The organism is Vibrio cortegadensis, from assembly GCF_024347395.1.
GTDB classification, from domain to species: domain Bacteria; phylum Pseudomonadota; class Gammaproteobacteria; order Enterobacterales; family Vibrionaceae; genus Vibrio; species Vibrio cortegadensis.
Genome location: NZ_AP025472.1, coordinates 2,151,427 through 2,173,000, shown reverse-complemented (window position 1 = coordinate 2,173,000; position 21,574 = coordinate 2,151,427). Strand labels below are relative to the sequence as shown.

Annotated in this window: 17 protein-coding genes; 9 read left to right on the top strand and 8 right to left on the bottom strand. The window is 41.2% G+C overall.

What is annotated here, in order from left to right; genetic code table 11:
- Positions 1 to 75 precede the first annotated feature (75 nt).
- From rlmA to gap, 3 genes are all read right to left on the bottom strand, one after another.
- On the bottom strand, positions 76 to 894 hold the full coding sequence (gene rlmA / locus OCV39_RS10195; protein ID WP_113799880.1) for a 23S rRNA (guanine(745)-N(1))-methyltransferase: 819 nt from the start codon (positions 892 to 894) through the stop codon (positions 76 to 78).
- A gap of 152 nt (positions 895 to 1,046) precedes the next feature.
- Positions 1,047 to 1,931: a D-hexose-6-phosphate mutarotase gene (locus OCV39_RS10190; RefSeq protein ID WP_017053086.1), complete on the bottom strand. Its 885-nt coding sequence runs from the start codon at positions 1,929 to 1,931 to the stop codon at positions 1,047 to 1,049.
- A gap of 273 nt (positions 1,932 to 2,204) precedes the next feature.
- Positions 2,205 to 3,200: a type I glyceraldehyde-3-phosphate dehydrogenase gene (gene gap / locus OCV39_RS10185; RefSeq protein ID WP_029203427.1), complete on the bottom strand. Its 996-nt coding sequence runs from the start codon at positions 3,198 to 3,200 to the stop codon at positions 2,205 to 2,207.
- A 319-nt stretch (positions 3,201 to 3,519) separates the two neighbouring features.
- Between gap and msrB the strand changes: the two genes are divergently transcribed.
- Complete coding sequence (gene msrB / locus OCV39_RS10180; RefSeq protein WP_261889506.1) at positions 3,520 to 3,957, top strand: peptide-methionine (R)-S-oxide reductase MsrB; 438 nt, start codon at positions 3,520 to 3,522, stop codon at positions 3,955 to 3,957.
- 67 nt (positions 3,958 to 4,024) lie between these two features.
- On the opposite strand, the gene OCV39_RS10175 is transcribed toward msrB, so the two are convergent.
- On the bottom strand, positions 4,025 to 4,852 hold the full coding sequence (locus OCV39_RS10175; protein ID WP_261888420.1) for a DUF2989 domain-containing protein: 828 nt from the start codon (positions 4,850 to 4,852) through the stop codon (positions 4,025 to 4,027).
- Positions 4,853 to 4,955: 103 nt separating this feature from the next.
- Between OCV39_RS10175 and OCV39_RS10170 the strand changes: the two genes are divergently transcribed.
- Positions 4,956 to 5,240, top strand: a complete 285-nt coding sequence (locus tag OCV39_RS10170; protein ID WP_017053090.1) for a YeaC family protein — start codon at positions 4,956 to 4,958, stop codon at positions 5,238 to 5,240.
- A 95-nt stretch (positions 5,241 to 5,335) separates the two neighbouring features.
- Here OCV39_RS10170 and ansA read toward each other — a convergent pair whose 3' ends face one another.
- Both ansA and sppA read right to left on the bottom strand, forming a co-directional pair.
- Positions 5,336 to 6,349: an asparaginase gene (gene ansA / locus OCV39_RS10165; RefSeq protein WP_113799886.1), complete on the bottom strand. Its 1,014-nt coding sequence runs from the start codon at positions 6,347 to 6,349 to the stop codon at positions 5,336 to 5,338.
- 127 nt (positions 6,350 to 6,476) lie between these two features.
- Positions 6,477 to 8,327, bottom strand: a complete 1,851-nt coding sequence (sppA, locus tag OCV39_RS10160) for a signal peptide peptidase SppA (RefSeq protein ID WP_136994325.1) — start codon at positions 8,325 to 8,327, stop codon at positions 6,477 to 6,479.
- A gap of 302 nt (positions 8,328 to 8,629) precedes the next feature.
- Here sppA and OCV39_RS10155 point away from each other — a divergent pair, with 302 nt between their 5' ends.
- From OCV39_RS10155 to OCV39_RS10145, 3 genes are all read left to right on the top strand, one after another.
- Positions 8,630 to 10,642: an NADPH-dependent 2,4-dienoyl-CoA reductase gene (locus OCV39_RS10155; RefSeq protein WP_261888419.1), complete on the top strand. Its 2,013-nt coding sequence runs from the start codon at positions 8,630 to 8,632 to the stop codon at positions 10,640 to 10,642.
- Between the two features lie 131 nt (positions 10,643 to 10,773).
- Positions 10,774 to 11,325 carry an NAD(P)H nitroreductase gene (locus tag OCV39_RS10150; protein ID WP_017053488.1) on the top strand — a complete coding sequence of 184 codons (552 nt, stop codon included), beginning with the start codon at positions 10,774 to 10,776 and terminating at the stop codon, positions 11,323 to 11,325.
- Positions 11,326 to 11,439: 114 nt separating this feature from the next.
- Positions 11,440 to 13,374, top strand: a complete 1,935-nt coding sequence (locus OCV39_RS10145; protein WP_261888418.1) for a DNA topoisomerase III — start codon at positions 11,440 to 11,442, stop codon at positions 13,372 to 13,374.
- 112 nt (positions 13,375 to 13,486) lie between these two features.
- Here the strand turns inward: OCV39_RS10145 and OCV39_RS10140 are convergent, their stop codons facing one another.
- Positions 13,487 to 15,769 carry a beta-prism lectin domain-containing protein gene (locus tag OCV39_RS10140; RefSeq protein ID WP_261888417.1) on the bottom strand — a complete coding sequence of 761 codons (2,283 nt, stop codon included), beginning with the start codon at positions 15,767 to 15,769 and terminating at the stop codon, positions 13,487 to 13,489.
- Positions 15,770 to 16,068: 299 nt separating this feature from the next.
- Here OCV39_RS10140 and OCV39_RS10135 point away from each other — a divergent pair, with 299 nt between their 5' ends.
- The gene (locus tag OCV39_RS10135) at positions 16,069 to 17,232 is read left to right on the top strand and encodes a glycoside hydrolase family protein (protein ID WP_261888416.1); all 1,164 of its coding nucleotides are present in this window, start codon (positions 16,069 to 16,071) and stop codon (positions 17,230 to 17,232) included.
- Here OCV39_RS10135 and OCV39_RS10130 read toward each other — a convergent pair.
- Positions 17,229 to 18,008, bottom strand: a complete 780-nt coding sequence (locus OCV39_RS10130; RefSeq protein ID WP_017053492.1) for an RbmA family biofilm matrix protein — start codon at positions 18,006 to 18,008, stop codon at positions 17,229 to 17,231. The two genes, OCV39_RS10135 and OCV39_RS10130, sit on opposite strands and share 4 nt — an antisense overlap.
- A 495-nt stretch (positions 18,009 to 18,503) precedes the next feature.
- Between OCV39_RS10130 and OCV39_RS10125 the strand changes: the two genes are divergently transcribed.
- From OCV39_RS10125 to vpsB, 3 genes are all read left to right on the top strand, one after another.
- Positions 18,504 to 18,971, top strand: coding sequence for a low molecular weight protein-tyrosine-phosphatase (locus tag OCV39_RS10125; RefSeq protein WP_261888415.1), 468 nt, complete (start codon positions 18,504 to 18,506; stop codon positions 18,969 to 18,971).
- A gap of 205 nt (positions 18,972 to 19,176) precedes the next feature.
- On the top strand, positions 19,177 to 20,295 hold the full coding sequence (wecB, locus tag OCV39_RS10120; protein WP_113799900.1) for a non-hydrolyzing UDP-N-acetylglucosamine 2-epimerase: 1,119 nt from the start codon (positions 19,177 to 19,179) through the stop codon (positions 20,293 to 20,295).
- 15 nt (positions 20,296 to 20,310) lie between these two features.
- A complete protein-coding gene (gene vpsB, locus OCV39_RS10115) occupies positions 20,311 to 21,552 on the top strand; it encodes a UDP-N-acetyl-D-mannosamine dehydrogenase VpsB (protein WP_113799902.1) in 1,242 nt (413 codons plus the stop codon).
- The last annotated feature ends 22 nt before the right edge of the window (positions 21,553 to 21,574 follow it).

Sequence of the window (21,574 nt, the reverse complement as noted above, 5' to 3'; positions counted from 1 at the left end):
TATATTTATCAATAGTAATGAGTATCATTCTCGACAAATAATAGCAAAAGCCTTTTTGACTTTTTGATAAAAGCCTTACTGTTTGCGGTAGACTCTAAGCATAAAATCAGCTTCGCACTGAAATAGTGATGCTGATTTAAGTTCTTGTCGAAGTTCATCGCTGGCTTTCCAAGCAAAAGGGGTCATTTGTAATAAGTCGAACGCCTCTTGGCCTGGCAGATCCATCATGTAGTTCAATTTTTGCTGATGCTCCAGCGCAAAGCCTTCAATCTCTTCTGCTTCTTCACTGTGTAGCTTTACTCCATCATAAATACGCTCTCTAAGCTGATATAAATGACGGCCAGCAGGTGTTACGGTGATAACAACACCATGATCAGACACGCAGCGTACAAGCTCATCTGCTTTACATGGGGCATAGATACGTAAAATGGCATCCAGAGAATGATCTGCGAAAGGTAAGCGATGGCTTGAGGCTACTGAGAAGTGACAATTAGTGTAGCGTTTAGCTGCATAACGAATGGCAACTTTAGAGATGTCGAGTCCAAATACGCGAGCATTTGGCGATTGAGCCGTGATGCTTCGTTCGATCTGATCGGTGTAGTAACCTTCGCCACAACCTATATCAAGAAGTTGATGGTTGGTATCTGCTAAATATGATTGGCATAGGCGAGCGACTTCTTGACGCATAGGATCGTAGTGATTTCCTTCCAGAAAACGTCGACGAGCTTGCATCATCTCCTTATTATCACCTGGATTTTTACTGTGCTTATGATGTGCCGGCATCAGGTTTACATACCCCTCTTTTGCCAAATCAAATTGATGGTTCTTGACGCATTTAAAGGTTTTGTCTACTTGCGAAAGAGCCTGTTGGCATAGTGGGCATTGATAAGCCATAACGATCCTTGGGAGTTATATTGCTACTAAAAAATAAGGCGCAAGTTTACCAAAACCGCGCCTCATGTCACCAATAAATACGGCGACGCTCTCTCGCCGAATTCATTTTATTCAATTAACATTTTTTATGCTTATTGAGTTATTCAATTGGATTATTTAACTAAAATTTCAGTAACGAGTTGGTGGCTTTCACCTGGCTGCAATGTCTTACCCATTTCGATGCTTGGGGCATGTAAAGCCGATTCTACACATAACATGGTCAAGTAGCCGTCATCAGTCATATCACCCATACCTTGAGCGCCTTGAGCCCACGGGTTCCATAATACTGCTGAATTATCGCCTTGGTTTTTAACCACAAGAGTTCGTTGTAGTTGGTCATCTTGAACTTCAATCTGATCCGTTGGAGAGGTGTAAACGCGATCAATGGTATCGGTGAGTGTTAGCACATCTCCACCTTGGCATACTTTCGCATCAAGTAGGCTATCAATATATTCAGAACCCATACCGGTAGTTTGAGTTTGGTGAATATCACCAACATTGAGGTAGGTATGGAGGGCTCCTGAGAAAACCCATGGCTTGGTATCGGTGTTGCTGACATCCAGAGTGACTTTCAGTGTTTCTGTTATTTCGATGTTTACGCGGGCTTGGAATTGATGCGGCCATATGGCAAGAGTGCGCTCATTTTGTTCGAGCCCTAGGCTAACGATGACGCCATGATGGTTTTCTCGGTGATCGATCAGTGTCCATTGGCTCGTACGTGCAAAACCATGAGCAGGTGCGGCGATGCGACCAAACCAAGGCCAGCAGATAGGAATGCCTCCACGAAATGCTTTTGCAGTATCGAATTCTGCATTGTCACTTAGCCAAATGACATCATCTTGTCCTTGAGGTTTGAACCATAAGACGTGCCCACCGTGCAAAGAAATACCTGCTTCTGCTTTTTCGTGGATCACTCGAACAATTTTAATACCGTTTTTTTCAATGATGGTGACGTTGTCAGATAGAACTGACACTGTTGGAAAGTGGCGTAAAGTCATTAGATACTCCTTGAGTAAGATTGCATTCGATTGCCGACGTGCACATGGGCAATCGAATGCATTTTAGTAAATGTGTGTTTGCAGTATTGAACCGAGATATTGCAAGACGATCCTAAGCTTTAAAATGTGCAGTTAGCAGTTAGCAGTTAGTTCTGATTTCTGAGGTTAATGCTAAATAGCAGGTACAAAAAAGGCGACAATTAAGTCGCCCTTTATACTTAAAAGATTCGAAAACCTTTCAAGTTAGCTTTCAAAGAAAGTCTAAACTAATGCTTACTTAGAGATGTGAGCGATTAGGTCTAGAACTTTGTTTGAGTAACCGATTTCGTTGTCGTACCAAGATACAACTTTAACGAATTTGTCAGTTAGTGCAACACCAGCTTTAGCATCGAATACTGAAGTTTGAACTTCACCGATGAAATCTTGTGATACAACTGCGTCTTCAGTGTAACCAAGAACGCCTTTAAGTTCGCCTTCAGATGCTTCTTTCATAGCAGCACAGATCGCTTCGTAAGATGCAGCAGTTTTTAGGTTAACTGTTAGGTCAACTACAGAAACGTTAGCAGTTGGTACACGGAAAGCCATACCAGTTAGAAGGCCGTTTAGTTCTGGAAGAACAACGCCTACAGCTTTAGCAGCACCAGTTGAAGATGGGATGATGTTTTGAGAAGCACCACGGCCACCGCGCCAGTCTTTAGCAGAAGGGCCATCTACAGTTTTTTGAGTTGCTGTAGTAGCGTGAACTGTAGTCATAAGACCAGATTCGATACCGAACTTGTCGTTAAGAACTTTAGCTACAGGAGCTAGACAGTTAGTAGTACAAGAAGCGTTAGAAACGATATCTTGACCAGCGTAAGTGTCTTGGTTAACGCCCATAACGATCATAGGAGTTGCGTCTTTTGAAGGACCAGTAAGAACAACTTTCTTAGCACCAGCAGTGATGTGCTTACGTGCAGTCTCGTCTGTTAGGAAAAGACCAGTAGCTTCAGCAACAACGTCTACGTTGATTGCATCCCACTTAAGTTCTTCTGGGTTACGCTCAGCTGTTACACGAACAGTTTTACCGTTAACGATTAGGTTACCGCCTTCAACTTCAACAGTACCGTTGAAACGGCCGTGAGTTGAATCGTATTTTAGCATGTAAGCCATGTAGTCAAGATCGATAAGGTCGTTAATACCTACAACTTCGATGTCATTACGTTCTTGTGCTGCACGGAATACGAAACGGCCGATACGACCAAAACCATTAATACCAACTTTGATAGTCATTATGTTGCTCCACAACTTAATTTCTGATTTAAGATAACTGGTAGTAAAATTACAGAACCCAGTTACCATCTGCAATAGATAATCCGTCTTAACTTGTTTAAAGTCAAAAAAAAGCACCGCTTTTCTTAACATTCTTATGCAAATGATTACTTTTTGAACGTAAACGCCTGTTCGGGGCTCTTCCAGTTGGGGTAAAATGCCCTAAAATGATAAAGCAATTTAAATGTTTTGTGTCCAATGTGTCACGGAAAGAAAGTATGTGCTACAAAAGGCCGTTGGTGCAAGTTTTTATGCAAAATAATGAATGAACTAATTGCAGATATGGAGAGATGTTAACATGAATAATGATGTTAATAAGATGCGAAAGCCTGATGAACACTGGCGTGAGGCCTTGTCTGATACCGAATATAAGGTTTGTCGGGAACAAGGAACAGAAGCGCCTTTTTCTGGAAAATTATTGCACAATAGAGAGACGGGTATCTATTGCTGCACCTGCTGTCAGTCGCCACTGTTTATCTCAGATAATAAATACGATTCTGGTTGTGGTTGGCCAAGTTTCGATGCGCCGATCAATGATGAAGCGATCCGATATTTAGAGGATACAAGTCACGGAATGAAGCGACTCGAGATCCGCTGTGCTGCATGTGATAGCCACCTAGGTCACGTTTTTCCTGATGGGCCTCCAACAACAAATGAAAGATTTTGTGTCAACTCGGTGTCGTTAGTTTTCAACAAAAAAGAAAAAAGCGGTGAATAATTCACCGCTTATTGTCTCATTCTTTCAATGCTTTATTAAACGATAGGTTCAACTGATCGCATAGTATTTATTGCAGCTTGTCTATTTTAGGCAGCATGTTTCGAGAATAGTTACCGTCTTTTATCTCGTCTGCGATATTTTCAGCGATGGTGTTGAGTCGGTCGACTTTTTCTTGATCAAAACCATACATTCGCTGTAAGTCGCGTTCAGAAGCAATGGGAACTTCAAATTCTTTACCGACAATGGCCCAAATGTAAGAGTGCTCAGAATACCCAAGAGACTGGTTAATGCTCGCAAGCGATTTTACGATTTCGCTATTTAACTTACCTGGCTTGGTTAAGACGAGGGCATTGTGCAGCAAAGAAATGGTTTTCGGTTTATCACGAGTCGTGTAGAAGGTCGCAAGTGCGTACTGTAGCTCAGCGGTTTCGAGTTGTTTTGTCCCTTCTAAGCGCAAAAATTTTCTACGGGCATTGTCACTGCCAATTTGGCTCCATAAAAAATAGAGCGTGTTGGGCGCGGTAGAGTTTGTTAACTCTCCGGCAATACGTTCTTTTTCCGCGATGCTGTGTATCAGAGCGTTAAAACGTTTTTGTTTCAAAAGAGTTTGATCGATAGGGGCGATTTGAGATGCGAGTTCTAGACACTTACTGTAAGCAGCGACAAATTCATACTCTTTGATTTTATTGTCATCCGTTGGGTTTTTCTTCACTTCAAATCGGTGCCAGATAAGATCCGTTCTCGGTAAACGGCATTGACCATCATTCATATTGAGTTGGTCACAACGTAGATCTGGGTTGTTATTACACAGTTTTTCTGTGGTGTTATTATTTTCAAAGCAGCCACTAACGATGAGTGGTACAGAAAGAGCGACTAGCCATTTTAGAGTTTTCATTGTTACTCTCTTGTGATCGAATAGACTTATTTTTTTAACAATCCTTGACTCAGTTTATCAACGGGTTATGTTCTGTCTGCAAGTGGTCAATATAAGGTGCATTATGAACCCAGAACAATTACTCGACGCGATGACTCCTGAAGTTTACGAACGTTTAAATTTTGCTGTAGAAACAGGCAAGTGGCCTGAGGGTACATCACTTTCTAAAGAGCAGCGAGATTCATGTATGCAAGCTGTGATGTTGTATCAATCTAAGCATAATGTAGATGCGCAACATATGACAGTTGCGGCTGGTGGTGATATTAGCTTTAAGTCGAAAGCTGAATTAAAAAAACAGTTTCAAGCCGATCAAAGTGATATCGTGAGAATGAACGTGAGTCGTGGCTAATACGCCATTTCTAATACTAAGCTTAATAAAAAAGGGTTAATGAATACGTTCATCAACCCTTTTTTGTGTGTCATGACGGTAGTGTGGGTACTATTTTATAGGCTCATTTCACCACGCAGAACTTGCTGCATTTTGGTTTTAATTTCGTCATAGCTCAAGTTTTGGCTAAGTAAAAAGTGTAACTTAGCCAACGCCGCTTCTGGGGTCATGTCGAAGCCGCTAATCACTCCTGATTCTGCAAGAGCACAGCCTGTAGCGTAACCCCCCATATTGACTTTTCCTGCCAAACATTGCGTTAGGTTGACCACAATCACGCCACGCTCAGACGCATCTTTTAAGTGGCTTAGCAACTCAGGGTTCTGTGGTGCATTACCTACTCCAAAAGTCAGTAAGATCATCGCTTTTACAGGCTGTAGCAATGTATTGCGAATGACTTCGTGTGAAATGCCTGGGTACATTGTAATTACACCAATAGGTTGAGGTGTAATATCGTGAACCTTAAAAGCGCCTTCAGGTTGCTGGTTGACCGTAATGCTGCTGTTTATCTGGATGTTAATCCCTGCATCTAGTAGTGCTGGCATGTTTGGTGAAGTAAATGCGCTGAAACCATCTGCGTGAGATTTAGTACTACGATTACCTCTCATCAATTGATTATTGAAAAAGAGCGACACTTCATTGATAGGATAGTTGGCTGCAATATGAAGCGCATTAAGCAAGTTAGCTTGACCGTCAGAACGTAACTGAGCCAGAGGGATTTGTGAACCCGTTACGATGACTGGTTTGCCTAAGTTCTCAAGCATGAACGATAAGGCCGAAGCGGTATATGCCATGGTATCAGTACCATGAAGAATAACGAACCCATCATACTTATCGTAGTTTTCTCTAATGTCATCAGCAATTTGTTGCCAATCCATTGGTGTCATATCTGAAGAATCGATCAGAGGTTCGTATTCGTGGATCGTGTAATCTGGCATTTCTGGTCGATGAAACTCAGGCATGCTTTGTAATTGTTTTTCCATGAAACCAGCGACAGGAACAAAGCCATGATCTGATTTTTGCATGCCGATGGTTCCGCCTGTGTAGGCGATATAGATATGTTTTCTAGCCATAGCTTGAAATCACTTAATGTTATGTAGGGAACAGGGCTGCGATTATATATCCAATCGTCACGCAATAAAAAGGGGAGCCTCACATAGAGGCCCCCCTTTTATTCAATAGTTGATACTCAGTTAACTATTATTGAACTTGGCAGTTTAAACAAAAAGCATATTGCCCTTTAGGGTCGTTAAAACTGTTGAGTAATTGAGCGTCTTGAGTTAATTGTTCTGAGATAGGGCGAATGCTCGCAGGAAGCAAAGAATTAACATCTAGCCCAACGGATATCTGAACTTGATTGATAAACTCCTGTATAAATTGCTCTGCTGGTGAAAGTGGCTCTTCCACCCAGTAAATATTGTATTCACTTAATTGTGCTAGCTCAGCAGCAAGCGCAACAGCATCATCGAAATCACCCATTTTATCGACCAGGCCATGTTTCAATGCATCTTGGCCTGTCCAAACTCGGCCTTGAGCGACAGAGTCCACTTGTTCACGGGACATGTTACGGCTCTCACCAACTAACCCAAGGAAGCGATTGTAGCCATGTTCAATTCCTAGTTGGAAGGCATCGGCTGCGCCTTTGGATAAACCTTTCGTGATCCCAACGTCGGAGAATGGTGATGTTCCTACGCCATCAGTGTATACCCCTAGCTTATTAAGGCCTTTTTCGAACGTCGTGATCACACTGAAAATACCAATCGATCCAGTCAATGTTGTCGGCTGAGCCATAATTTGATCGGCCCCCGCGGAAATCCAGTAGCCACCAGAAGCAGCAAGACTAGACATAGATACAACTACGGGTTTTCCAGACGCTTGAATCGCTTGAACTTCGTTGCGAATAACTTCTGATGCGAACGCACTTCCACCCGGGCTATCAACACGTAAAACCACCGCTTTAACTTTGTCATCATTTCGAGCCTGACGAAGTAGAGCGGCTGTTGTGTCTCCACCGACAGTACCGCGTGGTTGCTGGCCATCAAGAATAGCGCCACTTGCAATGATCACTGCAATATCGTCACTCGCAGTATTGAGCTGTGGTGCAAGTGTGGTGCGATATTCGTAATACCCCATAGCGTTGTAGCTGTCGTTACCATCACTGCCAAATACATCAGCCATTGCTGCTCTAACTTGTTGTCGAGTCGCAAGTTCATCCACTAAACCTAGTTTCAAAGAGAGAGCTGCAAGATCACCATCGACGGATTTCATCAGAGCAAGGAACTCTTTCATTGAAGGGTTCAGTGTTTTGACATCTATTTGGCGATTATTGGATACGTCATCAACATACGCGCCCCATAATTGAGTCAACCAACGTGATGCAGATTGTTTCGCTGCCTTTGACATATCATCGCGAATGAAAGGTTCAATGGCTGATTTATATGTACCGACACGGAAGACATGGGTATTGACGTCTAACTTTTCTAGTAAGGTTTTGTAATATAAGGAGTAAGCACTATACCCTTTGATCATTACGCCACCATCAGGAGACAGATAAACCTTATCGGCATAACTGGCTAAATAATATTGGCTCTGATTATAAAAATCGCCAATGGCGTAAATAGGTTTACCTGAAGATTTAAACTCATTGAGTGCTTTAGCGATGTAACGCAACTTCGTTAAATTGGTTTCTGGTAATTCACGCAAGGCGAGCACAATACCTGTGATTTTTTCATCGTCTTTTGCGGCTCGGATGGTTTCCACAATATCGAAAAGCACATTCTCTTTTGGAAGATCTTGTCCAAGCAGTGAGCCTGTGACTGAATCCATTGGATTGATTTGGCGACTTTGCTCCACAATCGGCCCAGAAAGATTAAGAACCAGTGCTGACTCTTTCTGTACTTGCGGTTGTTCGGCATTACCATGGAAATAGACAAAATAAACAATGGCAATACTGAGCAAAAAGAGCAGGTTAGCCAGAGCAAGACGAATAAAAGTAATGGCTTTCCAAATACCTTTAAAAATCATGCGTATAAAGTTAAATACTGTTTTCATCGGGTCCCCACAACTCATATGGATGAGTGCTGATGATTAGTTGGAGAGTAAACTCAATAATATTAGTTACTTATCCTACGTTAATTGTTTGAAGCAAACCACCTCAAGATTGACACGCCAGCGTTGATTCTTATCTATGTGATTATCAACCATTACTTTTTATTTTAGCTTCTCTTTCAATGTTTTGTTGCTATTTGAAAGTAGAACAAGATGATCGGTGTTACAAAATTGTAAACGAATGTTTGATTTTTTGTCTTGTGAGTAATATTGTGGTCAGACCACAAAAACTAGAATGAAAAGTGATGTCAGCCATGTACCCACATTTATTAGAGCCATTAGATCTTGGATTCACTCAATTGCGAAATCGCGTTTTGATGGGATCAATGCATACAGGTTTAGAAGAGCACAAAGAAGGTTTGCAAAAACTCGCAGCGTTTTATGAAGAACGCGCTAAAGGCGGTGTTGGACTAATAGTGACTGGGGGCTTCTCACCAAACTTACGTGGACGTTTACATCCATTAAGTGCGGAGTTTAGTAAGCCAAAACATGCGCGAGCTCATCAAGTGGTCACTGAAGCCGTGCATAAACATGGTGGGAAAATAGCACTGCAAATTTTACATGCTGGTCGTTACGCGATGCACCCTTTTGCTCAAAGTGCGTCTGGCATGAAAGCGCCTATCGCTAAATTTTCTCCAAGCGAAATGAGCCCTCGTCAAATCAGAAAAACCATTGATGCCTTCGCAAACAGCGCCGAACTTGCACAGCTTGCAGGGTATGACGGTGTAGAAGTGATGGGATCAGAAGGGTATTTGATTAACCAATTTATCTGTAAACGCACCAATATGCGATATGACGATTGGGGCGGTAGCTACAAAAAACGCATTCGATTCCCATTAGAGATAGTGAAAGCAATTCGTGCCGCCGTCGGAAAAGATTTCATCATTATTTTCCGTTTATCCATGCTCGACTTGGTTGAGCAGGGCAGTACATTTGAAGATGTTGTTGAGCTTGCGCAAGCACTAGAAGAAGCAGGTGTCACCATTATTAATACGGGCATTGGTTGGCATGAAGCACGAATTCCAACGATTGCCACGCAAGTACCGCGCTCAGCATTCTCTTGGGTCACTGAAAAAGTAAAACCTTATCTAAAAGTACCAGTGATCACATGTAATCGAATCAATACGCCGGACGAAGCCGAAAAAATATTAAGCACTGGGCAAGCCGATATGGTGTCAATGGCGCGTCCATTCCTTGCCGACCCTGAATTTGTATTAAAAGCTGAGCAAAATAATGCGCAATTTATTAATACCTGTATCGGTTGTAATCAAGCGTGTCTCGATAATGTATTTAAAGCGAAACGAGCCAGTTGCCTAGTCAACCCGAGAGCATGTCATGAAACCGAGATTGTCGTTCAGCCTGCTGAAGTGAAAAAACGTGTCGCGGTCATTGGGGCTGGCCCAGCGGGGCTCTCTTGTGCAACCACCTTATCTGAACGAGGGCACCAAGTGGATCTCATTGAGCGAAATGATCGAATTGGTGGTCAATTCCGCTTGGCAATGCAGATCCCAGGAAAAGAAGAGTTCAGAGAGACCATTCGATACTTTGCTAACCGTATTGATGAGACAGGTGTGAACTTGAAGCTGGATACTGAAGCAACGTTTGAGATGCTTAGTGACTATGATGAAGTGGTGATGGCGTCTGGGGTTGAACCGCGTAAAGTGAAAATTGACGGTATTGATGATCCCGATAAAGTTGTTGATTATCAAACATTGATTAAAGAAAAAACACCAACGGGTGAAAAAATTGCGATTGTTGGTGCTGGAGGCATCGGTATTGATGTCGCAACCATGTTAACTGAGCCTGCCGGACATAATTTAGATGACTGGTTGCATGATTGGGGTATTGATAAAGAGATGTCACATCCGGGGGGCTTATATCCATACCCAGATTCATTCAGTGATAAAACGGTATGGGTTTTACAGCGTAAAGTAGGACGAGTAGGAAAAGGGCCGGGTAAAACGACAGGATGGATCCATAAGCGCACATTAGAAAAACGTGGTGTGAATTTAATGGGCGGGGTCAGTTACAACAAAATTGATGCCGAAGGGTTACACATTTCGATTAAAGGTAAGCCGCAGTTACTTGAGGCTGATAAAATTGTCATTTGTGCAGGTCAGGAATCGGTGCGTCCGTTTGAAGACAAATGGCATGATTTAGGGGAAAAACTTCATGTAATTGGTGGGGCGGATCATGCCGGAGAACTGGATGCCGTAAGAGCAATACGTCAAGGGGTTGAGTTGGCGATTAAGCTGTAAGACATTGAAATAGTATTGAGGTTTAAAGTACTCATATTGAGACTTATTATCGTTTATGTTCTATGCTAGAGTGAGGGAAATCGGATATTTCCTAATAAAAAGAAAAACAAAGCGATAAATAAGGATTCACTATGGATGCGTTAGATCTCTTGCTAAATAGACGTTCAATTGCCAAATTGTCATCACCAGCACCAGAAGGTGTTGTGCTTGAAAATATCATAAGAGCAGGGTTGCGAGCGCCAGATCATGGAGCGTTAACCCCTTGGCGATTTGTGATTTCACAAGGTGAGGCGGGGCTACAAAAGTTAGCGGATATTTTAGTGAAAGCGGCAGTTTCTGATGAAAGTGAAGATGCGGTGATAGAAAAGGTAGGGAAAGCGCCTTTTCGTGCACCCATGGTCATTACCGTGATCGCGAAAGTGACGGAGCACGATAAAGTGCCTGCATTTGAACAACATCTTTCTGCTGGCTGTGCGGCTCAAGCGATGCAAATGGCTGCTGTAGCACAAGGTTTTCAGGGATTTTGGCGCTCGGGAAAATGGATGTTTCACCCTCAAGTTCGCGCAGCTTTCGGTCTTGAAGGGGAGGACCAAATCGTTGGTTTTCTCTACTTAGGCACGCCGGGCTGCACACCAATGCGAGTTCAAGAGCGAGACTTGGATAAATATGTCGAATATTTATAACTATTATTAGCAATAGCTGTATAAAAAAACAGTTTTTCTTGATTTGTTGAGGCCACATTAGATAATGTGGCCTTAATTGTTTCTAACCTGTCTCAAAAATAGAATTTCATTACTATGCCTCGTCTTATTATCGCCGAAAAACCAAGCCTTGGCCGTGCAATTGCAGCGGCACTTCCTAATCCTCAAAAGAAAGATCAAGGTTTCATTCGTTGTGGTAATGGGGATATCGTGACTTGGTGTATTGGACACCTGTTAGAACAAGTAGAACCAGACTGCTATGAAGAGAGATATAAAAAGTGGAACTTAAATGATTTGCCTATTGTACCGCAGCAATGGCGATTAAGAGCTCGTAAAACATCGAGTAAACAACTTACGGTTATTCGTAAGTTACTCAAAGAGGCGACGCATATCATTCATGCGGGTGACCCAGACAGAGAAGGGCAGCTATTAGTTGATGAGGTGATTGACTACTGCAAAGTGAGTAAGACAAAAAAATCGGCGATGGAACGGTTGTTGATCAGCGACTTAAATTTACCTGCTGTGAAAAGAGCACTCACACAACTTCGAAGTAACAGCGAGTTCATTCCATTATCAGTGTCCGCATTGGCACGCTCCCGAGCGGATTGGTTGTATGGCATGAATATGACTCGTGCTTATACTCTGCTAGGACAGAAAGCGGGATATCAAGGGGTACTTTCCGTTGGGCGAGTTCAGACTCCAATATTAGGGCTAGTCGTTCGTCGAGATGAAGAGATAGAAAATTTTATTCCTAGGGATTACTTTACTTTACATGCTTTGATCCCTTACCAGGATGGCAATCAGCAATTTGATATTCGGGCCCGTTGGAAGCCGAGCGAAGCCTGTTTACCGTGGCAAGATGAAGAAGGGCGTGTGCTGAATCGTAAACTTGTGGAAAATGTGGCTCAGCGAATAATGAACCAACCAGCAACGGTAACTGAGTCTGAACAGAAGCAAACCAAGCAATCTGCACCATTACCTTATTCGTTATCTGCACTGCAAATTGATGCTTCTAAGCGATTTGGTATGAGTGCTCAACAAGTGCTGGATGTCTGTCAGTCACTATACGAAAAGCACAAACTGATCACTTATCCACGTTCTGATAGTCGTTATTTGCCAACGGAACATTACTCGCAAGCTAGGTCGGTGACTGAGGCGATAGGCAGTAACAGTAAAGAGTTAACAGAAGCGGTTCAAAACGCTAATTTATCCCTTAAATCAAAAGTATGGAATGATAAAAAAGTCGATGCGCACCATGCCATTATTCCAACGCCTAAGAAAATGTCGATGAATAGTTTGTCTGCCGATGAAATGAAAATTTATCAGCAAGTGGCAAGGCAATATCTGATGCAATTTTATCCAGCAGCCGTTTATGCAGAGGCTAAATTGGTGTTTGATATTGCTGGTGGTGTGTTTATTGCGAAAGGCCGTCAACTGGTGTCGCCTGGCTGGAAAGCCTTGATGGGAAAAATTGAAGATGATAATGCAGGAGTGGATAGTGTTCCACCCTTAACAAAAGGTAGCGTATTAACATGTCGAGAAGGTGAGATTAAAGACCGAAAAACTGAACCGCCAAAGCATTTTACTGAAGCCACTCTATTACAAGCAATGACAGGTATAGCTCGATTTGTCGAAGATAAAGAGTTGAAGAAAATTCTTAAAGAGACGGATGGATTGGGCACCGAAGCGACACGAGCAGGTATTCTTGATACCTTGTTTAAAAGACAGTTACTCAAGCGCCAAGGAAAAACCATTTTAAGTAGCGAAGCAGGTCGTGGGTTAATTCATGCTTTACCTTCTGAGTCTACCTATCCCGATATGACAGCGCATTGGGAACATCAACTTCAAGGAATGGCAGAAAGAAATCAAGCCTATCAGCCATTTATGCAAGCGTTAGAAACTCGAATCGACCATTTAATGCACACCGTAAAAACAGGTGATATTCCAGAATCATTGAGGCAGCTTCCTAAGGCTGAACGCCCTGCTTTTAAAAGAAAGAAGCGAGCTTACAGCAAAAAGAAAAAGCAGTAAGGTTCATAGGTAGAGAGGAAAGAGAATAGAACGGTTTCTTTGATCTCCGTATTCACTTCATTAATAAAAAACCCGACTAATGTCGGGTTTTTTAGTCTCTAACGGTTAGATATTAGTTTAGTTCAAATTGTAATCCGTCAACTAACCAACCATTGGTCCATACATTCATCTGTTGTATTTGCTTTCCTTGAGGAATAGTGAATGTTTCCACGACTTTGTTTGAAGCGTAATGTTTAGATCCCATGAGAATTGATGAGCCATTTTTGAAGGTGAACTTTAAGGCAATAATATGATTGCCACCCCAGTAATAATCACCAGAGGTTACTTGGATAGATTCAACTTGAGCTAAATTGACAGGCGAACGCAATGCTCCACCATCCCCACCAGCTAAATGATCAAGGCTTGTACCTAAAGCGTCAATCGCGAAACCAGAACGTACAAATAACGTTTGATCGTTTAATACATGATGGTTAGAGATCTCTCCTGTTTGGCGACCAAAAATGGGAGACTTCGTATTGTTTACAACGCCACGTAAGGTGCTTGAACGATAAGTATTGTGTGTTAACCAGCTAGATGTTGCACTGTTTGGGATCGACCCATCTTGACTGATATTCGAGAAATGGTAAGAGTGTTGGTTCCAAATACGTGTGGCATTTTTCCATGGCTTATCATCGTCCGCAGATTCATACACATAGACACCATGATTTATTGCATAAGGACGGTCATAATCATTAGCAACGACAATTAACTCTGCATTATCGTCACCTGCAAGATCGACAACAATTGGATATTCCCACAATGTACCTGAAGAGTTATCAATAGAGCTTAATACACGACCTGTTTGACCATCAAGAATACGAACGGTTTGACGATCTTGAACTAACACCTCATCAATGCCGTCATTATCGAAATCGAAAGCGGATACCCCAATTTTGCCACTATTTATGTCATCATTTGGTACTGACCACACTTTTTCCCCTTTGAAATTATACATATCCACGGCTGAATAGCCCGCATAAACGATGCCTTTGACATCGTGTTTGTCAGGTACTGATGCGATTTGAAACTGCAAGCCATCGACCAACCAATATGATGTCCAGACATTGATACTTTTGATAAAGGAGTTGTGTGGCACGGTCACTCGCTCAGTTTTGATATGATGAGAGTAGTAACGTTTTGAGCCCATCGATACTTGGGAGCCATCTTTTAAATAGAAATCTAAGGCAAGGACATGATATCCCCCCCACCAGTATCGACCTGAAGTAATATCTATTGCTTCAACTTGAGAGAGATCTATTGGGCTATTTAAATACCCGCCGTTACCTCCTACTACTGAACTAGGCGCAGTCCCAATCGCATCGATAGCTGCTCCAGAACGAATCCAAAGCTTATCACTCTCTTCAATGGTAATGGTTGCTGAAGGTGAGCTGTGGTAATTGGCGTAACCGAAAATTTTTGACAAGCTTGTTGTTATTGGAGTTTCACGACCTAAAAAATTTGATACAGCTTGAACACCTCCCCCTGAATTTTCGAGGTTGGTCACTTCCCACTTTGTGGTTCCATCATGTTCCAAGACAGTAAACACACTATTTTCAGCTGAATTATACGTTGCTGGTACAGACACGATAACTTCTGGTTGCTTATCGTCATCGAGGTTGACTAAAGATGAGAACCAGACTGTATCATTGGCCTGGTATTGCCAATCGAAAGAACCGTTACTTTGATATAAAGCACCACCAGTAAAGACTTCTGCTCTTGAGTCGCCATTAAAATCACCACTAATCGATGACGGAGCCCAAGGGTGACTGAACACTAAACCAGTATCGTAATTGTATACAGCATTGGCTGAGAGAATCTCAATCGAGGCATCACCATCTAGATCGGCTAAAGAGATATCACCGACAGATCTCCACCCACTTTCCACCTTTGGAATTTGTTTTTTTATATTGCCGTCGACATCAAGAATATTGATAAAGTTGCTAGAGCTACTGGTTGTGACAATTTCCACAACGCCATCACCATCAAGGTCAGCAACTGCAGGAGAATAACGAGCATCAGCGATAATAGCACCGTTATTGTAAGCCCACAGTTCAGCACCGTCCGTGCCACTTAGAGCTCGAATTATACCGCCTTTCGCGTAATCTTTGTTCTTAAAGGTGATGATGATGACATCAGCGACATCATTATTATCAATTATATTGTCGCTATTATCGTCATTGAGTTGAGCGACAACAGGGGTTGCCATTACCTGAACCGAACTTGGCTCAAATTGACTCTGATTCCACGACCATTTTAAATTTGTATATATTTCATTCGAGTGAATCGTATCTGCGTGTGCTGTGGATAGGGCTGACGATATAGCGCCTATGGTAAGAACAAAATACTTGAGCGACATGAAAGCTTCCTTCTAATTCGCATGTTTGATAATTATTAAAATAATATAGGTGTGTCTGAAATATTAAATTAGTACTGGTAGTTATGAGCAAATCAGGTTAGGGGATGCTCTAGGGGGAATTGTCTATATCAGGTAGATAAAGTTCAACTGAAAAGGAGGATAACATTGACTCATTAATGAGATGTTTCATAAATAAGAATTAAATTAAGAGGCTCTCACCATTAATAATAAAAATTAAATACGGATTGATATGCTACTATTCTCTGTTGGTTGGTATGTTTTTTTTGAGGCTATAAATTATGAAAGGATTAATTTTACTATTTGCATCTCTTAGTCTACCGATCATGAATGCACAGGGTAATATATACGATGTGACCTATTTTGGTGCCATAGCAGATGATGGTAAAGATGACAGTTTAGCTTTTCAGTCAGCGTTAGCAGAATTAAATGATGACGATACGCTAATGATCCCAAATGGGCTTTATGATATTTGTCGAACTATTTCGTTGTTCAGTAAAAGAAATATATCGATTATAGGGGCAGGAAAAGCTGAACTAGCAAAGTGTGATGACTTTGTTGGTGAGTATCTGTTGTATATTAAGCACACGACAGATCTGATGATCTCTGATGTCGTATTTACTGGATTGAATAATGGAAACAGTAACCAAGTTTGGGGAGAACAGGGGCTGTACTTAGCCAGTACCAAAAACAGTATGATAGTAAATAACGAGTTCTATCATTTTGGTGATGCGGCATTAAGGATAACGACAAGTCCTGACGAAGGAAAATATGCCGTTGGTTCTGAAGACATAATAGTAATGAAGAATAAGTTTCAGGGATGTGCTCAAGTAACAACGACTCAAGCAACAAAAAATACATTTGTCGGAGGGAGTAATGATATTTCTATTATCGAAAACCAATTTGTTGAATGTTCACTTAAATTATCATCAAGAACAGAAGTGTCGAATGCAAAAGTTATAAATAATGACTTCAATAATATTAACGGAAGCGCCGTGGAGTTAAGTTATTACTCAGACGTTCTTTTTGAAAATAACAATTTATCAAACATTGATGGATTCTTGTTGAATATCTACCCAAACTCTAGATCAGACAGAAAGGTTAGTTGGGGTGGATTGAGAATTAATCATAATCAGTTTAGCTATTCTCAGCAAGGAATTAGATTGCAGAGTTATTCTGATTGGGAACAAGCAACTAGCCCTATTGAAAATATATCTATAACAAACAATGAATTTCAAGTCATCACATTTGATGGTGTGAGTAACCCTCAATATCAAACAGCGATCCGTACAATAACAAAGGATGAGCGCTGGTCATTTTCTAACGTCGCTATAAAGAATAATTCATATAGAGATGAATATACGTTTTTATTCATCGATAAAAACGTAATTGATATCGATATTGAGGGAAATAATAGTATTCCAGTTGAGGCTAGTATCGATTAGTCTTTGAATACGCTTAGAGAATACTCTATGTGCTGACCAGATGCTACATCATACATCTGCGTAGTGAGCACATACTCACCTTTAGGATAACTTGCATCGAATCTGAATCCACGAGCTTTAGTATACGAGTCTTCCCCGCCAATAGTTAGAGCTTGTCTAGAGTTAATTGGGATGTTGAGTCCGTCAGGGCCTTCTGCGGTTATCCAAAACTCAACACTAGCAGGGATTTCTCTGGCATTTTGAACATCAATATAAAGAGGTAGGTAACCGCCATCACTTGGAATACTCGACGCAATAGATAAAGAAACTTGTAAACTTAGACCGTCAATAACTGCTGGATTTAATAAATCAACGCCCTTAACAAACTGGCTTGACTCTTTAAATATTACCCCGGTGTCAGTATTTACACCTTCAATAGATACAGTATATAAGCCATCTTCCATATAATCACGAATCCAAATTCCTCGACTGAAACTGAGAATACTTCCAGTTTCTACCGTCTCAATATTAGAGTTATCGCCTTGCACTACTGATTTAGCAGGGAAAGATAAACCTTTTGGGCCTTTTACTGATAGCCAATATTTAATGTTTTCGAAGTCATTGCTTTTATTATTTATGAATATATCCGCAGATAAGTAGCCACCAGTTTCTTGGATATTTTGGGTTGATAGTTCAATGTTTGCAGATGTTTGTTGAGTGGTTTCATCGGCACTAACTGACATTGTCGTAAATAAAGAGGTAAAGCTAATCAAGAGCGAAGAGTATAATTTGTTCATCTTAACACCATAAGTTATTTAATAAGGGGTGAATTTATTTCGAAATGAGTCTAGCAAGCAAATATTCAACGCACAATAGGCGTTGATTTATCAATAATAGAGTCAGAATAATAAATTAAAAAATTTTATTTCGATGAGAAATTTATCAAGGAGATGATAACCAAGGCTCACTTTTTACTTTAATAGTAGGCGTTTTTGAAAAAATGAACTTGTTATAACTTACTGTAAATAAAGCCTTTTAATGTTATTTAAGAATGGATGAGGCGGGTGAGGGCAGATGACTGAGTCAGATTGCAAAGCTGATGGTTAAATTTTGAACACAAGCTGCTTCTAAGTCTTAGAGCATGAAATTGTCAGCATAAAATAACTTTATATTTAATGTTAGTTGCAATTATGAGACAAACTCAGGTCGCGTCTTAAGATATTATCCTTGCCATCAAAAGACACAGGATATTCAAGAAGCGATTATCATCATTTAGGACCTTGTTATTTGTCATGGAAAGAAAAAATCTATCAATTCTTGTCGTATGTGCTGGGAATATATGTCGTTCTCCAATGGCGGAAGCCGTTTTGAGGCAAAAGGCGCAGCAGAGAGATTTATGCTGGAAAGTTGATAGTGCTGGTGTCTTAAAATTTATTCAAGGGAAGGACCCCGATCCTAAAGCTATATTGGTTGCTAATAATCGTGGTTACAATCCTTTAGTTTCAAAGTCTAGGAGAATAATAAATGATGATTTTGAAACGTTTGATCTGATTTTAGCTGTTGATAAATCAACGCTTGCAGACCTTTTTGATATTTGTCCATTTGAATATAGATATAAATTATCTCTGTTTTTATCCCATAGTCTCATTAATGAAACAGAAATTCCCGATCCATACCAAGGTGGGATATCACTTTTTGAACAAGCATTTGACTTAATTGATGTTGGTTCTGAAGGGATCTTTAATAAATTTACTGCTTAGCGTGAGCCCTAATATCACGCAGAGCGCGAAAATATAAGTGTTTATAAACAATGATTATGTTGTTACTGCTGTAAATAGCACTCTAGAGGCGATATCTAGTGGCGGTAGCGTGCTCAAAATTTGTGATAACTACTGATTTCAATGTTGTGAAGTGAATCTCGACCTTGAGTAGGTATTTTAATTGGAATAACAGGAAGTCGATATTGTGAAAAAGGTTCTAATAGCATTTGGTACACGGCCTGAAGCGATAAAAATGGCACCATTGGTTCATAAAATGAAGCAAGACAGTCGTTTTGAAACGAAAGTATGTGTGACAGGACAACATAGAGAAATGCTTGATCAGGTCTTGGCATTGTTTGAAATTATGCCTGATTTTGATCTGAATATTATGGAGCCTGGTCAAACGTTAAGTACCGTGACAACTAAGATTTTAAATGGAATGGAGGGCGTCTTAAAGACGTTCAAGCCTGATGTAGTTCTCGTTCATGGGGATACAGCGACGACTTTTGCTACATCACTAGCCTGTTATTACCAACAAATAGCGGTTGGCCATGTAGAAGCGGGTTTGCGAACTGGAAATATTTATTCGCCTTGGCCTGAAGAAGCAAATAGGAAACTAACCGGAGCACTGACTCAATATCACTTCGCACCAACAGAGACGTCAAAGCAAAATTTATTAAGTGAAAATTATAGCGCTGACACCATTCACACAACAGGTAACACTGTTATTGACGCTCTATTTATGATCCGCAATAAAATCAACAGCGATTCATACTTGAAAGAGACGTTGGACCAACAATTTTCAATGCTCGATAAAGAAAAAAACCTCATTTTAGTCACAGGTCATCGACGCGAAAGTTTTGGCGGAGGTTTCGAACGTATTTGTGAAGCATTGTTGAAGACCGCTAAACAGCACCCTGAATGCCAAGTTCTTTATCCTGTCCATCTGAACCCAAATGTGCAAGAGCCAATCAATCGGTTATTGCGCGACGTTAACAATATCTTCCTCATTGATCCGCAAGAGTATCTCTCTTTTATCTATTTGATGGATAGAGCACACATCATTTTAACGGATTCTGGTGGTATTCAAGAAGAAGCGCCATCGTTGGGTAAACCTGTTTTGGTTATGCGAGATACAACGGAAAGACCAGAAGCGGTACAAGCCGGTACCGTTAAGCTAGTCGGTACAAATACACAAATTATTTATGAAGAGCTAACTCAATTGCTTTTAGATGGAAAGGCTTATGAATCGATGAGCCAAGCGCACAATCCATACGGTGATGGTCAAGCAAGTCAGCGTATCGCAGATATTTTAGCAAGATAAAATTTGAGGAAAAAAATGTTTAGTAAAGTTTCAGTTATTGGTTTGGGGTATATCGGGTTACCGACTGCGGCAGTGATTGCATCACGAGGAATTGATGTAATCGGAGTTGATGTCAATCAACACGCTGTCGACACCATTAATAAAGGTGAGATTCATATTGTTGAGCCGGATTTGGATATTGTCGTCAGAAGTGCGGTGATGACAGGAAAGCTGAAAGCTACGGTTACACCAGAATCTGCGGATGCATTTTTGGTTGCCGTACCTACTCCATTTAAAGGGGATAATCACGAGCCTGATCTTAGTTATATTGAAGCCGCGGCAAAAGCGATTGCACCAGTACTTGAGAAAGGAAACTTGGTGGTTCTAGAAAGCACGTCACCTGTAGGGGCAACAGAAAAACTGTCAGGTTGGTTGGCAGAGGCAAGGCCGGATTTAACTTTCCCGCAGCAGAAAGGCGATGGGGCCGATATTAAAGTGGCTCACTGTCCGGAGCGCGTATTACCTGGCTATGTATTGCAAGAACTCGTGAGTAACGACCGCGTGATTGGTGGCATGAGCAAGTCTTGCAGTGAAAAATCGGTGGAGCTGTACAAAACGTTTGTTAAAGGGGAGTGCATTGTAACCAACTCTCGTACAGCTGAAATGGCGAAACTGACAGAGAACTCATTCCGAGATGTGAATATTGCTTTTGCAAATGAGCTATCTCTTATTAGCGAAAAACTTAAAATTAATGTGTGGGAATTGATTAAGTTATCCAACCGTCACCCACGCGTTAACATCTTGAACCCTGGTCCTGGTGTAGGTGGACACTGTATTGCGGTAGACCCGTGGTTCATAGTCAATAGTTGCCCAGAAGAGTCAAAACTGATTGCCGCCGCACGTAATGTTAATGATGGCAAACCACAATGGGTTGTTGAGCAAGTTAAGCAAGCCGCGGACCAATTTAAAAAACCAGTAATTGCATGCCTTGGTGTTGCATTTAAAGCGGACATTGATGATCTACGTGAAAGCCCTGCATTAGATATTACAGCGAACTTAGCTCAGGATGATATTGGGCAGATTCTTGTTGTTGAACCGAATATCTCTGATTTACCGAACCAATTAGCAGAAGCGGGTGTTGAATTAGTGACACTTGAGCGAGCGATGGAAATTGCCAATGTTGTTGTTGTTCTTGTTGATCATAAAGAGTTCAAAGCAGCAGATAAAACCTCTTTTGCAAAGAAAGTGGTGATTGATACTCGAGGTGTAGTCGCTTAACAAACAGATGGTTTTCACTGAT

Coding starts and splice junctions, on each gene's coding strand:
- rlmA (WP_113799880.1), bottom strand. CDS start 894: ATGGCTTATCAATGCCCACTATGCCAACAGGCTCTTTCGCAAGTAGAC.
- OCV39_RS10190 (WP_017053086.1), bottom strand. CDS start 1,931: ATGACTTTACGCCACTTTCCAACAGTGTCAGTTCTATCTGACAACGTC.
- gap (WP_029203427.1), bottom strand. CDS start 3,200: ATGACTATCAAAGTTGGTATTAATGGTTTTGGTCGTATCGGCCGTTTC.
- OCV39_RS10175 (WP_261888420.1), bottom strand. CDS start 4,852: ATGAAAACTCTAAAATGGCTAGTCGCTCTTTCTGTACCACTCATCGTT.
- OCV39_RS10170 (WP_017053090.1), top strand. CDS start 4,956: ATGAACCCAGAACAATTACTCGACGCGATGACTCCTGAAGTTTACGAA.
- ansA (WP_113799886.1), bottom strand. CDS start 6,349: ATGGCTAGAAAACATATCTATATCGCCTACACAGGCGGAACCATCGGC.
- sppA (WP_136994325.1), bottom strand. CDS start 8,327: ATGAAAACAGTATTTAACTTTATACGCATGATTTTTAAAGGTATTTGG.
- OCV39_RS10155 (WP_261888419.1), top strand. CDS start 8,630: ATGTCAGCCATGTACCCACATTTATTAGAGCCATTAGATCTTGGATTC.
- OCV39_RS10150 (WP_017053488.1), top strand. CDS start 10,774: ATGGATGCGTTAGATCTCTTGCTAAATAGACGTTCAATTGCCAAATTG.
- OCV39_RS10145 (WP_261888418.1), top strand. CDS start 11,440: ATGCCTCGTCTTATTATCGCCGAAAAACCAAGCCTTGGCCGTGCAATT.
- OCV39_RS10140 (WP_261888417.1), bottom strand. CDS start 15,769: ATGTCGCTCAAGTATTTTGTTCTTACCATAGGCGCTATATCGTCAGCC.
- OCV39_RS10135 (WP_261888416.1), top strand. CDS start 16,069: ATGAAAGGATTAATTTTACTATTTGCATCTCTTAGTCTACCGATCATG.
- OCV39_RS10130 (WP_017053492.1), bottom strand. CDS start 18,008: ATGAACAAATTATACTCTTCGCTCTTGATTAGCTTTACCTCTTTATTT.
- OCV39_RS10125 (WP_261888415.1), top strand. CDS start 18,504: ATGGAAAGAAAAAATCTATCAATTCTTGTCGTATGTGCTGGGAATATA.
- vpsB (WP_113799902.1), top strand. CDS start 20,311: ATGTTTAGTAAAGTTTCAGTTATTGGTTTGGGGTATATCGGGTTACCG.